We start from the raw sequence: 14,040 nt of genomic DNA on the forward strand, positions 1-14,040 counted from the left end.
AAGGGCGGCCTTGGCTGCCCTTTTTCATGAAGTCTGCCGTTACACTAGCGAACTGAACCCTTCGGCGCCGAGTCTCAACGCTCGTCGCTGCTCGGCGATCCCTTTTTGCTCAGGAGTAAAGCATGCGTAATCTGATCCTCGGCGCCGCTCTGGTTGCTGCCACGCTGTTCGGCATGACCGCTCAAGCCGCCGATGCCCCGCTGGAAGCGGGCAAGCAGTACGTCGAACTGACCAGCCCGGTGCCGGTGTCCCAGCCTGGCAAAATCGAAGTCGTCGAGATGTTCTGGTATGGCTGCCCGCACTGCTACGCCTTTGAGCCAACCATCAACCCGTGGATCGAGAAGCTGCCGGCTGACGTACACTTCGTGCGTATTCCTGCCATGTTCGGCGGCCCTTGGGATCTGCACGGCCAACTGTTCATTACCCTGGACATGATGGGTGTGGAGCACAAGGTTCACTCCGCCGTGTTCGACGCCATCCAGAAACAAGGCAAGCGCCTGACCGATCCTAACGAAATGGCTGATTTCGTAGCCACCCAAGGCGTTGACAAGAGCAAGTTCCTGGAGACCTACAACTCCTTCGCCGTCCAGGGCAAGGTCAAGCAGTACAAGGAGCTGGCCGTGGCTTACGGTGTGCAGGGCGTACCGACCATGATCGTCAACGGCAAATACCGTTTTGACCTCGGCACTGCAGGCGGCCCTGAAGAAACCCTGAAAGTGGCCGATGCACTGATTGCCAAAGAACGTGCAGCCGGCAAGAGCGCTGCCAACTAACCTCAGGTGACACCGTGCGCCGCTGGAGAACCGAACGTGTCGTTGGCCTGCGTGATCCGCGGGTCAACGAGCATCATGTACACACCAGCGGCCTTCCCGAGGATGGCCGGCTGCGGCTGCTCAGTTTCAATATCCAGGTGGGCATCAGCACTGAACGCTATCGCCATTACCTGACCCGCAGCTGGCAGCACCTGCTGCCGCACACTGGCAGGGCCAACAACCTGCAGAAGATCGGCGAACTGCTCGGCGACTTCGACCTGGTGGCCTTGCAGGAAGTGGACGGCGGCAGTATTCGCTCCGGTTACGTCAACCAGGTCGAATACCTCGCCCAACTGGGCGGCTTTCCGTACTGGTACCAGCAACTCAACCGTAACCTTGGCCGCCTGGCCCAGCACAGCAACGGTATCCTCAGCCGTCTGCGCCCCTGGAGCCTGGAGGATCACCCATTGCCCGGCCCTGCCGGCCGTGGTGCCATCCTGGCGCGCTTTGGCGAGGGTGAAGACGCACTGGTAGTGGTGATGATGCACCTGGCCCTGGGTACCCGTACCCGCGCCCGCCAGTTGGCCTACATTCGTGAACTGATTGGCGGCTACCGGCACCAGATCCTGATGGGTGACATGAACACCCACGCCAGCGACCTGCTGCTGCATTCGCCACTGCGTGATCTGGGCCTGCTGGCACCGCAGGCGGAAGCCACCTTCCCCAGCTGGCGCCCCCAGCGTTGCCTTGATCATATTTTGCTCAGCCCCGGCCTTACCCTGGAACGGGTGCGGGTGCTGGCCCAACCGATTTCCGATCATCTGCCCGTGGCGGTAGAGATCCGTTTGCCTGACTCCCTGGTAGCCGACTCGCTGCCGGCGCTCCTCCCCTCCTCTCGCAGACCCTTGGCATGACAGAAGAAGCCCAGCGCTGGAAAGAAAAGTACCTCAAGAGTATTGAACAGCAAGAGAAACTGGAGCGCCGCTGGAATGCCCGGCTCGACCTGTTGCGCCGCGGCCTGGTGCGCAGCACGCTGGCGGCCGAAGGTACCGACAAGGCAGTGGACCTGTGCATGAAGGAAATGCGCGAGGTGGTGCGCACCGATGACATGGACGCAGGCCTCGCCGCCCTGATCCCGCGCCTGGAGAAGGCCGTGCTCGATTCCGAGCAGCGCCGGGAAACACGGGTCACGCAGATCAGCACTGCGCTGACTGCGCTGGTGGACCAATTGCAGACATTGCCGCTGTCGCGAGATGTCAGCAAGCCATTGAAGAAATTTGCCAAGCAAGTGGAGGAACGTGCCGGCCAGGCGCGGGAGATCCCGTTGCTGCTCAGTGAGCTGAGTGGTTTGCAGGGACAGGCCATCGCTGGCATCGAAGCGAATTCGGAAGGCCATCGCCCGGGCCTGTTCCAGCGCCTGTTTGGTGGCCGTGATGTAGAGGGTGAGCCGCAAGCGCAGCCAGAGTCGCAGCCACCTGCCCCGGTACCTGCCCCGGAGCCGGCGCCAGCGGCAGTGCAAACCGCGCCCGAGCCGGCGCCGCAACCCGAGGTGCACCACGAAGTACCGGCCCAAGCACCGGTAGTGACTCACGCACCAGAACCTGCACCGCAGTCAGTGCCTGCGCCAGAGGTCAAGTCACCGGAGCCCAGGGCCGTGCCCGCGCCTCAGCCGGAACCGGAGCCGCCGGCCGTCGTCGAAGCGGCCGTCGAGCCACCGACCCCGATCCTGGAGCCGACAATCGAGGCCGTGGCCGATCAGCTCCGCGCGCCCGAGCCCCACCTGCCACCTGCGCTGGCGAAAGCGCCGACGGTCGGGGCTACTGCGCGGGTCGTTGTCGAAGCCGACGCCGCACCGCCGGTCTACATCGACCGCTTGCCCTTGCCTGCCGTCATGGCCGAAGCCATAGCCGCCATTGATCCCGAGGCACCCGGCGAGGACGTGCTCTACGCCCTGCCGCCTTCACCGGAGCCCTCCTACAGCTCGGTGGCCGCGCACATCGAAGAGACCCTGCTGGGCCTGCTCAACGACCTGGCGCTGCCCGAACGGCACCGCCCGCAGGCCGAGGCCATGCGTGACCGCTTGCAGCACGGCCTGAACTGGTACGAACTGCTGCCGATACTCGATGACCTGGCCACGCTGATGCTGGCGATCAACGACAGCGGCCAGCATGATTTCGAGTTGTACCTAAAGCAGCTCAATGAGCGCCTGGACACCTTCCAGAGCCACTTGCAGGCCGCCAGCGAGGGCCACGCCGACAGCCGTTCGGCGGCGCGCGACCTGGACAGCCAATTGCGCGAGCACGTGGGCGGTTTGCAAAGCAGCATGAAGGGCGCCACCGACGTGGCCAGCCTCAAGCAGATTCTGGAGCAGCGCCTGGAAGGCCTGATCGGCACCATCGATGCCCACCAGCAGCAGCGCGACCAGCGCGAGCAGGAAATTGCCACACGCCTGCAAGGCCTGGCCGAGCGGGTCGCCAGCATGGAAGGCGAAGCCCAGGGTTATCGAGAACACCTGGAAGAGCAGCGGCAGAAAGCGCTGATCGACCCATTGACCGGCCTGCCCAACCGCGCCGCTTGGTCCGAGCGCCTGGAGCAGGCCGTGGCCCTGCGCCAGGAAGACGGCAGCGAGTTGCTGCTGGCCATGCTTGACCTGGACCACTTCAAGTCCATCAACGACAGCTATGGCCACCTGGCCGGCGACAAAGTGCTGAAGATCATTGCCAATGAAATGCGCAAGCGCCTGCGGCCGTTGGACTTCATGGCCCGTTTTGGCGGTGAGGAGTTTGTTCTGCTGATGCCCCAGACGCCCATGGCCGAAGGCTTGCGTCTGGTGGAAGCCCTGCGCGCGGCGGTGGAGTCGTGCCCGTTCCACTTCAAGGGCCAGCGGGTAACCATCACCATCTCCATCGGCATTGCCGGTTTGCGCGGCAGCGAGCGCAGCGAACTGGCGCTCAAGCGCGCCGACGAAGCGCTATACCGCGCCAAGGACGCCGGCCGCAACCGCGTGCTGGGTGCGTGAGCGCAACGCATCTCGAAAAACCGCCAAACGCAAAAACGCCGAGCTATAGCCGCTGCCGCCCGGCTGCGGCGACAAGTGGCGCGTTTTGATGGCGCGTTTCACCGCAGTGGCCCAGCAATCCCTCGCAACGGACCGTTCAGCGAGGCGCGCAAGCGATGTGTTATACTATTGCATTACTGCCCACCAAGTTGTCGTCCCTCCTATGAAACTCCTCGGCTGCGCCCTGCTGTTGCTCGTCCTCACGGGCTGTACCAATGGCCTTCGCATTGATCGCAGTCACCCCTCGGTCAACCATGACAGCCGGATCCAGTTCGTGGTGCTGCACTACACCTCGGCATCCGACGAGCGCTCGCTGGCGCTGTTGACCCACGGTGAGGTCAGCGCCCACTACCTGGTGGGTCTCAACCCACCCAAGGTCTACCAACTGGTGGATGAAAGCCAGCGCGCCTGGCACGCCGGGGAAAGCCAATGGGAGGGCCGCACCTGGCTGAACTCCAGCTCCATCGGCATCGAGATCGTCAACCCCGGCTACACCGATACGCCCAACGGCAGGCTCTGGTACCCTTACAGCGAAGCGCAGATCAAAGCCGTGGAGGCCTTGGTCAAAGACATCGTCAAACGCTACAACATCGAGCCACGACACATCATCGGCCACAGTGACATCGCCCCATTGCGCAAGCAGGATCCGGGCCCGCTGTTCCCCTGGAAGCGCCTGGCCGACGATGGCCTTGGCATCTGGCCGGACGCAGGCGCGGTGGCACGCAACAAGGCCCGTTTCGACGTCAACCCGCCCAGCATGATCTGGTACCAGCAGCAGCTGGCGCATCTGGGCTACGCGATCGACCTGACCGGCGAGTTGGACGTCACCACTCGCCATGTCATCTCGGCCTTCCAGATGCACTTCCGCCCGGCCCGTTTCGACGGCGAGCCCGATGCGCAAACCGCAGCCATCCTGCAGGCCTTGAACAACCAGCGCTAACCCCCTCCGCCCAACGGCGAGGCTAAAACCCAGCCAGTTGCTATACCTCATGGTGAGCAACTGGATATTTACCCATGTCATCCGCCTACGTGCGACTTCGCAGCGCCCTTTATCGTCCGTGGTTATTGGCGACGATAGCGGCTGTGGGTTGCGCCGTGTTGCTGCTGAGCGCCAGCTTCGGCCTGGTGGTGCACCAGGTGCAGCAGACCGAAATCGAACAGATGAATGCTCGCGGCGAGCGCTTTCTCAACCGGCTGGAGCAGATATTCGGTCAGTTACGCGAAAGCGTGGACCTGCTCGACGAGCAGGCGTTGCGCGGCTGTAACCCGGCGATGATCACTGCCCTGCAGCAAGTGGGGTTCGATAACCGCTTCGTCTACGACGCGGCTTACAACGATGGCCAGCAACGTTGTTCCAGCCGTCCGGGCGAGTCGGATGGCAGTGAGCTGCGCGCGCCGGACATCAAGGGGCCCACCTACAGCTACTGGCTCAACACTACCACCCAGCCCGACGACAACCTGGCCGCGCTGCGCTTGGGTCGGGGGCCGTTCACGGTGTCTACCTCGCGCGGCCACCTTACCGACGTAGTGGACCTGGCGCCGGGCGGCAGCCTGCTGGTGGTGCTGGATCGCGGCAAGCGTGCCGTCCCGGTATTGGGGCCGGTGCAGCCGTGGCCGCCTACCCGCGATTGGCCGCCGCCGTCCCAGCAGCCTCTGGTGGTGACCCGCGATAACCTGGTGTACCGCATGTTCACCAAGTCGCCCGATTACCAGCTGGTGTTGATCGCGCCCCGTACCAGCCTGCTGCCAAAAATGAATGGCGCCTTGTGGGCGCTGTTTCCTGCGAGCCTGTTGCTGGCCTGGAGTGTGGGCTGGATGGTGCTGCAACTGGTGCGCGAGCGGCGTTCCTTGAGTGCCGAGCTACAGGGCGCGTTGCGCCGTAACGAATTGAAGGTGTTGTACCAGCCGATCTTCGACCTCACCAGCCGACGATGTGTGGGCGCCGAAGCGTTAGTGCGCTGGCGGCGTCCGGATGGAACCTTGACCAGCCCCGACCTGTTTATCCCCATGGCGGAAAACACCGGCCAGATCCGCGAGATAACCGATTTCGTCCTGCAGCAATTGCTTGAGCAACTGGGGCAATTGCTGCGCGCCAACCCCCACCTCTATATATCGGTGAACCTGGCTGCCTGCGATGTCATGGTGCCGCGCATCGGCCGCGTGGTTGCACGCCTGCTGGCCCAGCATCGGGTCGCGGCCCATCAGATTGCCTTCGAGGTGACCGAGCGCGGCCTGATCGATGTGGTGGTGGCCCGCGACAACCTCCAGGCCCTGCGCGATGTAGGGCATCAGGTATTGATCGATGATTTCGGCACGGGTTATTGCAGCCTCGCCTACTTGCAGACGTTGCCGGTGGATTGCCTGAAAATCGACAAGGCGTTCATCGACGCATTAGGGCACGACGCGGCCAGCAGTGGCGTGGCGCCCCACATCATCCGCATGGCGCACGCCTTGCAGCTTAGGGTGATTGCCGAGGGCATAGAACTGGAAGCCCAGGCGTTGCTGTTGACCAGCGAGGGCGTCAACTACGGCCAGGGCTGGTTGTTCGCCCACCCGCTCAATGCCCATCAGTTCACCGAGCTGGTGACCCGCGGCCGGCGCCTGGCCGGCCGGCGCATTGACGACGAGGCTTAACCTGGGTGGGGGCTGGCTTGCCAGCTCCCACATGCATCATCAAAGCGGGAGGGTCATGTAGAACTGGGTGCCCTGCCCCGGACGGGAATACACACCCATGCGCCCACCGTGCAACTGCACGATCTCCTTGCACAGCGCCAGCCCCAGGCCCGCGCCGCCCTTCTTGCGGCCAACCTGTACAAACGGCTCGAAAATGCGCCCCTGTTGCCCGTAGGCGATGCCTTCGCCATTGTCTTCCACGCTGATGATCACCCGCTCCGCATGGCGACGGGCTTGCAGGCGGATTCGTCCGCTGTGTGGGGTGTGGCGCAAGGCATTGTCCAGCAGGTTGTCGAGCACGCGATCCAGTTGAGCCTGGTCGGCATGCAGGTGGGGAAGCGCCTCAGGATGCTCGATGATCAGGTCGATCTGGTTTTCCCGGGCCAGTTCGTCGAAGCGCAGCCGCGCGCGGTCCAGCAGGTCGTCGATGGCGCACGGCACGCGGGTCAGTTTCTGCAGGCCGTTCTGGTAGCGCGAGAAGTTCAGCAGGTCGTTGATCAGTTGCATCAAGCGCTGCATTTCTTCCTTCACGGTTTCCAGCAGGTCCGCCTCGCGCGAATCGGCGGCAAAGTGCACCCGCTCCTGTAGCAAGCCGAAGGCCATGTGCATGCCGGTCACCGGCGTGCGCAGTTCGTGGGAGGCGCGCAGCACGAACTCACTGCGCACGCGCTCGAAGGCGCGCTGTTCGGTCACGTCGTGCAGCACCATCACGGCGCCGAGGATATGCCCTTCGGTATGGGTGACCGGGGTCAGGCTGTAGGCCAGCAATCGGGTTTCGCCATCCACCTCGAAACTCAGGTCTTCCAGTGCCCGCTCAAGGCTGCCACCGCGCAGGATCAAGGCCAGTTGCGTGTCCATTTCCGGGCGCTGCAAGGCCTCTCCCAAGCCCATGCCCACGCGGTCGTCCTCCCAGCCCAACTGGCGCTGCGCCACTGGATTGAGATGCTCCAGGTGGCCCTGGCGGTCGATCATCAGCAGGCCGTCATCAATGCTGTCGAGCACGGCTTGTAATCGTTGCTGCCCGGCCAGCAATTCATCCACGTTGGTTTCCTGGTGCTTGCGCAGCACCTGGGCCATGGTGCCGAAGCGCTGCGTCAACTGGGCCAGCTCTGCCGCGCTGGACTGGGGCAGCGCCACGTCGAAGTTGCCCTGGCTGATGTTGTCGGCCGCGGTGGCCAGTGCCTCGATCGGCTCACCGAAGCGCCGCGCAATGCTGTGCGCGGTGAAAAAGCCGATCACCAGTACCGCCAGCCCCACCAGCCCCAACAACAAGGACACCAGCACCGCGCGCTGATGCGTGCTTTCCTGGGCGGCATTGATGTTGTCCAAGGCATGCTTGTGGGCGTCTATCAGGCCATTGCGCAGCACATTGAAGGACTCGCTCAGCGCCTGGTTGTCGCTGAAGCTGGTGCCCGTGGCAGCGCTCTGCTGGTAGGCGGCGAGGAATTTCTGGTAATCGCTGGCGGTCTGGACGAAGCCGGCCGGGTCGTTGACCTCCTGCTCATGGGCCAGGCCCTGGCTGATCAAGTCCTGAAATTGCTGCTGTTCACCAGCCAAGGCGGCCTTGTCGCCATGCTCGTTGAGCATGATCACCAATTGGTCGCCCAGGTTCTGGCGCAGCTTCAAGCCCAGGTCCAGCGTCGCGAAGTTGGACTCGATCAGCCCTTCCTGGGTTTTGGCCAACTGCATGACGCTGACCAACCCCAGGGCAAGCCCCAGCAACGCCACGGTGATCAGGGCCGAGAAGCTGAGAAACAGCCGGGTCCGCAACTTCATCGGCAACCTCACAGGTTGTATTGTTTGCGTTTGCGGTACAGCGTCGATGCGTCGATGCCCAGGGTCTTGGCGGCCTGGTCGAGCGTGTCGCTGGTGGCCAGTACCGCGCCGATATGAGCTTTTTCCAGTTCGTCCAGGCTCAACGCCGCGCCGATGCGGGGTGCGTTGTTGGCAGGCTGCTCGGCCATGCCTAAGTGGCTGATTTCCACGCGCTCCTGAGCGCAGATGATGCTGGCGCGCTCCACCACGTTGCGCAACTCTCGGATATTACCCGGCCAGCGGTAATTGAGCAGCGCCGCCCGCGCCTCGTCGCTGAACGCTCGCGCGGGGCGTGCGTATTCCTTGACGAAGCGGGCCAGGAAGCGGTCGGCCAGGGTCAGGATGTCCTCACTGCGCTCGCGCAAGGGCGGCAGGTGCAGGGTGATGACGTTCAAGCGGTACAGCAGGTCTTCGCGAAAGCGCCCGTCGCGCACCATGTCTTCCAGGTTCAGGTTGGTGGCGGCCAGAATGCGCACGTCGGCGCGACGGGTCACCGGGTCCCCCACACGCTCATACTCCTTGTCCTGAATGAATCGCAGGAGTTTTGGCTGGAGTGTGAGTGGAAAATCGCCAATCTCGTCAAGAAACAGGGTGCCGGCGTCGGCCTGGTTGACCCGGCCCAGGGTACTCTCGCTGGCGCCGGTGAACGCGCCGCGGCTGTGGCCGAACAGTTCGCTTTCCATTAGTTCGGCCGTCAGTGACGGGCAGTTGATGGTGACGCAGGCTTTTTTCGCACGCTTGCTCCAGCCATGAATGGCCCGCGCCAGTTCGCCCTTGCCGGTGCCCGACTCGCCAAGGATAAGGATGTTGGCGTCGGTACCAGCCACCTGCCGCGCGGTTTCCAGCACCACCATCATCGCCGGGCTGTGGGAATCCAGGCCGTCCTTGGGTTTGCGAATTTCGCCTTCCAGGGCTTCAAGCCGTGCGGAAAGCTGACGCACTTCCAATTGCTTGGCGGTGGCCAGGCGCAACTGGTCGGGGCTGCAGGGTTTCACCAGGTAATCGGCGGCGCCAGCCTGAATGGCGTCCACCGCCGTGTCCACCGCCGAATGGGCGGTGACGATCACCACGCGCATCCAAGGCGCCTGAATGCGCATCTGCGCCAATACGTCCAGGCCGTTGTCTTCGCCCAGGCGCAAGTCCAGGAAGCACAGGTCGAACACCTGGCGCTGCATCAAGGCATCGGCCTGCGCCGCGCTGTTGGCGGTGGCCACGCTGTAGCCTTCGTCTTCCAGGCAATATCGGAAGGTGCGAAGGATGGCGGATTCATCATCCACCAAAAGGATTCGGCCTTGATGTTCCGTGCCAGCTTCCATTTTCCTACGCTCCTTAAAGAATGATCTTGGTTAGTGTCAGAATAATCGGGCAAGTTGCATGGTCAATTCTGATTGATTCGGCGACCTGCATGGTAACTATCTGTTGATAACTGCACTAACCAACTGGTTCCAAAACAAAAAATAGATAAAAACGCGCTGGCATGGCTGTTGCGGGGGTTTTCCGAATGTGTGCAACAAGGAGACCCGAGATGATTGCGTTCAAACGACTTACCCTCGCCTGCTCGCTGGCCGCAGCCCTGGCGCCAGCGCTCGGTCAGGCGGCGACAGCGCAAACCAGCCCAATCAGCAGCCAATTGCAGGCGGCCCGTCAGGAAGGTTCGATCTGGACCTCCTTTGCGCTGAACCGCCACCTCAGCCCATTCAAGATTGATGTCAGCGTCAGCCAGGGCGTAGCCACCCTCAAGGGACGGGTGGAGAACGACGTCGACCGTGACCTGGCCGAGCAAATCGCCCTGCAGACTTCGGGCATCGACAAGGTCGACAACCAGTTGGCCGTGGACCCGGCCCTGGCCGATCAGCCGCCCGTACAGAAGCAGATAGCCCAGCGTTTCGATGACGCGACGCTGACCGCCACCATCAAATCCAAGCTGCTGTGGAACAGCGCCACCCAGGCGCTGGACACCGAGGTGAGTACGCAGGGCGGCGTGGTGACGCTCAAGGGCCACGCACAGACCGCCGAGGCCAAGCAGTTGGCCGGCGACCTGGCCACCAATACCGAAGGCGTGACACAGGTCAACAACCTGATCAGCCTGAGCGCCGCCGATACCCAGACTACCAAGGCCGAAACCGAAGCCAAGGCCACCGAGGCATCGCTGAGCGACGCCTGGATCACCAGCAAGGTCAAGGCCAGCCTTCTATATAGCCGCAACCTCGACGGCCTGAACATCAACGTCGACACCAAGACCGGCATGGTCACTCTCACGGGGGTGGTTGCCAGTACTGACGAGAAGACTCAGGCCGTGGACATTGCGCGCAACATTCGTGGGGTGCGTGGCGTGGACGCCGACCTGCTGAAGGTGGCCGGTAAATCCGCCCTGTAAGCCGATCGTGCAAATCGCCCGAGCCACCGGTGGTCATCGTGCAGGTTGCTCGCCATACCCCTTCCGCCATAGTGCGCAACATACTGATTTTATTGGATTTTATTTGCAGTTAAAGCTGGCACGGTGTCTGCAATATCCCTCACAGGCAGAGTTGATCATCAGACCAAGAGGAGTTACCGGATGAGCCGCCAATGTTTAACCCACTTGTCGATCTCGTCCCAACAGGTCCAGCAGGGTCTGTCGGTGACCTTGGCGCTGATGATCACCCTGCTTGCCGGCCAGGCCTATCAACACTGGCATGACAGCCACGAGGCCCAATTGGCCCAGGCGCGGCCGGCAATCAGTTACCAGCATTTCAATGCCGTCAGTTCTAACGGCACGCATCTGTCGCAAGACCAGGCCATGTTGCGCCGGGCCGAAAGCAGCGACCAGATGGTGCGCCACCAGAGCTGGGTGTTCTAGATGACAGTCTCGCCACTGGCGGGCATCGCGGTAGGCAGCACCCACATTAAAAAACGGTAAGGAGAGTCACCATGTTGAGTTGGGCAGTCACATTCCTGATTATCGCCATCATCGCTGCAGTGCTGGGCTTCGGTGGTATCGCTGGCGCCGCGACCGGGATCGCCAAGATCCTGTTCATTGTTTTCCTGGTGCTGTTCGTGGCTTCCTTCTTCTTTGGCCGTCGTGGTCGAGGCTGACGCTAATGAATAGCACGACCTTCAAGGCTGCCACCGTGGCCCTGCTGTTGGGCTGCGGTGGCACGGCGATGGCGGCCAATGACGGCCAGGTGCAGGTCAACGGCTTGTTGAGCAGCGACCCGCAGTATCGCGAGACATGGCAAGGTGTCGTCAAGAAAGAGGAGCGAGTGCCCGACTGGGTACTCAACCTCACCGGCGAGTCCGAGCAACAGATGTCGGCCGTAGAAGAAGATGGAGATAAGTACCTTGTGGGCCCGCTGTGCGAAAGCCAGCAGGTCTGCAAGAACCACCGCTTGATCGTGGCGTTCAGCTGGAACAAGAAACATGCTTACGCCATGTTGGTGGACGTGCCCGAGGGCTTGCCCACGGACAAGTCACCTACCCGCCACGCCACGTATCGCTGGCTGGGCAAGCCGGACCAGGGCATGCAAACCCTGTTGATGGAAGAGTTGAAGAAGGACCCGAACTGGTACTGACCAGTGGTTTTGCCAGAAGCTGAACCTTTTCAAGGATTTAGCTTCTACTACCTGCGTGCGCTCGAGGAGGGCCAGCGCATGACCAAGGGGCCGGGACGTTCTGATTGCTTATGATTGGAGTGACCTAGGGGTACAGGGAGTGCCCCCGCCAAGGGCCAGGTCAGGAGAAAGCTGCGACGCAAGCCCGCGCGCCAGAAATGGCCGGGCTTGCGGCGAGCTTGAAGCCGGTGTGATGGTGAATCGGCTGTTGAAAGGAACCGCCCAGGCATGACTCGGCGGTTTTTTTGCATTTGGTCGCTGAACCGTTTCTTTCCGCAGGGACTTTTTGTCGCACTGGCGCTGACCGTATATCGTGATTTTTTCGCTTCTGCTTCCAAGCACCGGTGGCCGAAATGGCGTTCGGATTGTCGAACAAAGCCGCGTCGATGCCACGAATCAGTAGGCGCCGTGGGTTATCGGGCATCGCTTGCAGTGCTTTCGATAATCCGAACGGGTGTAGAGCAACCCGTTGTGACGTCCGTTCGACACAAAAAATATCATGCCGATTCGGCATAGGGTAGGCGTTTACGGCATTAGACGTCGCGAGCCCGCATCGGAATAGTTGCGCCTTTTTTCGCTGGCAAGCGCCTCCCAGGCTATGCCGCGAATACCTTCTACGGGGGCATCCGCAGACCTGGCACAAGAGCTTCCAAAGGCTCAAGCCTGCGGGTTCTGACGGATCAAACGCAGATGTCCCGGATTCAACCGAAGCAAGGGTAATAATATGAAGAAGGCAAAACTCAGCCTCGCCTGGCAGATCCTGATCGGTCTGGTACTGGGCATTGCACTAGGCGCACTGCTCAACCACTTCAGTGCCGAAAAGGCCTGGTGGATCAGTAATGTCTTGCAACCGGCTGGTGACATCTTCATTCGCCTGATCAAGATGATCGTTATCCCGATCGTGATTTCGTCACTGGTCGTGGGTATCGCCGGAGTGGGCGACGCGAAGAAGCTGGGCCGTATTGGCCTGAAGACCATCCTCTACTTCGAGGTGGTGACTACCATCGCGATCGTCGTGGGCCTGTTGCTGGCCAACGTGTTCCACCCTGGAACGGGCATCGACATGAGCACCCTGGGCACCGTGGACATCTCGCAATACGAGAAGACCACCTCCGAGGTGTCCCATGATCACGCCTTTATCGCCACCATTCTCAACCTGATCCCGTCGAATATCTTCGCGGCCATCGCCCGTGGCGACATGCTGCCGATCATCTTCTTCTCGGTGTTCTTCGGCCTGGGCTTGTCCAGCTTGCCAAACGAAACCCGCGAGCCGCTGGTGAAAGTGTTCCAGGGCGTGTCGGAGACCATGTTCAAGGTCACCCACATGATCATGAACTACGCGCCAATCGGTGTGTTCGCGCTGATCGCGGTGACAGTGGCCAACTTCGGTTTCGCCTCGCTGCTGCCGCTGGCCAAGCTGGTGATACTGGTTTACGTGGCAATCCTGTTCTTTGCCATCGGCGTGCTGGGCCTGGTGGCCCGCCTGTTCGGGTTCTCGGTGTTCAAGCTGTTCCGCATCTTCAAGGATGAGCTGGTACTGGCCTACTCCACCGCCAGTTCCGAAACCGTGCTGCCGCGCGTGATCGAGAAGATGGAAGCCTACGGCGCGCCGAAGGCCATCAGCAGCTTCGTGGTACCCACCGGCTACTCGTTCAACCTCGACGGCTCCACCCTGTACCAGAGCATTGCGGCCATTTTCATCGCCCAGCTGTACGGCATCGACCTGTCGATCAGCCAGCAGGTGATGCTGGTACTGACCCTGATGGTCACCTCCAAGGGCATCGCCGGTGTACCGGGCGTTTCCTTCGTGGTACTGCTGGCCACCCTGGGCAGCGTCGGCATTCCGCTGGAAGGCCTGGCGTTCATCGCCGGCGTGGATCGCATCATGGACATGGCCCGTACGGCCCTGAACGTGATCGGCAACGCCCTGGCCGTGCTGGTCATTTCCCGCTGGGAAGGCATGTACGACGACGCCAAGGGCGAGCGCTACTGGAACTCGCTGCCGCACCTGGGCCGCAAGCAGGCCCCTGCCGGCAAGCCAGTAGCCGAGTAATCGACAGCCCGCTTCCGCCACTCAAAAACCCCGGCCATCGCGCCGGGGTTTGTTGTTTCCGGACCCTGGCCGCTATCATTCGCGGCATCTTTCTGGGGG

Annotated in this window: 12 protein-coding genes; 10 read left to right on the forward strand and 2 right to left on the reverse strand. The window is 62.0% G+C overall.

Features of this window, described 5'->3' with window-relative positions; genetic code table 11:
• The first annotated feature begins 122 nt into the window (after positions 1-122).
• The 5 genes from PMM47T1_RS07345 to PMM47T1_RS07365 all read left to right on the forward strand — a co-directional run bounded on the left by PMM47T1_RS07345 (position 123) and on the right by PMM47T1_RS07365 (position 6,444).
• Positions 123-773 (forward strand): thiol:disulfide interchange protein DsbA/DsbL, encoded by a 651-nt coding sequence (locus PMM47T1_RS07345; protein WP_008367243.1) that lies wholly within the window; start codon positions 123-125, stop codon positions 771-773.
• A 14-nt stretch (positions 774-787) separates the two neighbouring features.
• Positions 788-1,666: an endonuclease/exonuclease/phosphatase family protein gene (locus PMM47T1_RS07350; RefSeq protein WP_008367245.1), complete on the forward strand. Its 879-nt coding sequence runs from the start codon at positions 788-790 to the stop codon at positions 1,664-1,666.
• Entirely contained in the window at positions 1,663-3,771 is a 2,109-nt protein-coding gene (locus tag PMM47T1_RS07355) for a diguanylate cyclase (RefSeq protein WP_008367247.1), read from the forward strand. Before PMM47T1_RS07350 ends, PMM47T1_RS07355 begins: the two co-directional genes overlap by 4 nt.
• A gap of 202 nt (positions 3,772-3,973) precedes the next feature.
• Complete coding sequence (locus PMM47T1_RS07360) at positions 3,974-4,750, forward strand: N-acetylmuramoyl-L-alanine amidase (protein WP_008367249.1); 777 nt, start codon at positions 3,974-3,976, stop codon at positions 4,748-4,750.
• Positions 4,751-4,824: 74 nt separating this feature from the next.
• Entirely contained in the window at positions 4,825-6,444 is a 1,620-nt protein-coding gene (locus PMM47T1_RS07365) for an EAL domain-containing protein (RefSeq protein WP_043300820.1), read from the forward strand.
• A gap of 39 nt (positions 6,445-6,483) precedes the next feature.
• Here the strand turns inward: PMM47T1_RS07365 and PMM47T1_RS07370 are convergent, their stop codons facing one another.
• The gene (locus PMM47T1_RS07370; RefSeq protein WP_008367253.1) at positions 6,484-8,271 is read right to left on the reverse strand and encodes a KinB sensor domain-containing domain; all 1,788 of its coding nucleotides are present in this window, start codon (positions 8,269-8,271) and stop codon (positions 6,484-6,486) included.
• Positions 8,268-9,614, reverse strand: coding sequence for a sigma-54-dependent response regulator transcription factor AlgB (gene algB / locus PMM47T1_RS07375; RefSeq protein WP_008367255.1), 1,347 nt, complete (start codon positions 9,612-9,614; stop codon positions 8,268-8,270). Before algB ends, PMM47T1_RS07370 begins: the two co-directional genes overlap by 4 nt.
• A gap of 209 nt (positions 9,615-9,823) precedes the next feature.
• Here algB and PMM47T1_RS07380 point away from each other — a divergent pair, with 209 nt between their 5' ends.
• From PMM47T1_RS07380 to gltP, 5 genes are all read left to right on the forward strand, one after another.
• Positions 9,824-10,675 (forward strand): BON domain-containing protein, encoded by an 852-nt coding sequence (locus PMM47T1_RS07380; RefSeq protein ID WP_008367257.1) that lies wholly within the window; start codon positions 9,824-9,826, stop codon positions 10,673-10,675.
• Positions 10,676-10,855: 180 nt separating this feature from the next.
• On the forward strand, positions 10,856-11,137 hold the full coding sequence (locus PMM47T1_RS07385; RefSeq protein WP_008367260.1) for a hypothetical protein: 282 nt from the start codon (positions 10,856-10,858) through the stop codon (positions 11,135-11,137).
• 71 nt (positions 11,138-11,208) lie between these two features.
• Positions 11,209-11,373, forward strand: coding sequence for a DUF1328 domain-containing protein (locus PMM47T1_RS28950; RefSeq protein ID WP_008367262.1), 165 nt, complete (start codon positions 11,209-11,211; stop codon positions 11,371-11,373).
• A gap of 5 nt (positions 11,374-11,378) precedes the next feature.
• On the forward strand, positions 11,379-11,849 hold the full coding sequence (locus tag PMM47T1_RS07395; protein ID WP_008367264.1) for an inhibitor of vertebrate lysozyme family protein: 471 nt from the start codon (positions 11,379-11,381) through the stop codon (positions 11,847-11,849).
• Between the two features lie 763 nt (positions 11,850-12,612).
• Positions 12,613-13,941 (forward strand): glutamate/aspartate:proton symporter GltP, encoded by a 1,329-nt coding sequence (gene gltP, locus PMM47T1_RS07400; protein WP_008367266.1) that lies wholly within the window; start codon positions 12,613-12,615, stop codon positions 13,939-13,941.
• The last annotated feature ends 99 nt before the right edge of the window (positions 13,942-14,040 follow it).

This window comes from Pseudomonas sp. M47T1, assembly GCF_000263855.1.
Taxonomy (GTDB): domain Bacteria; phylum Pseudomonadota; class Gammaproteobacteria; order Pseudomonadales; family Pseudomonadaceae; genus Aquipseudomonas.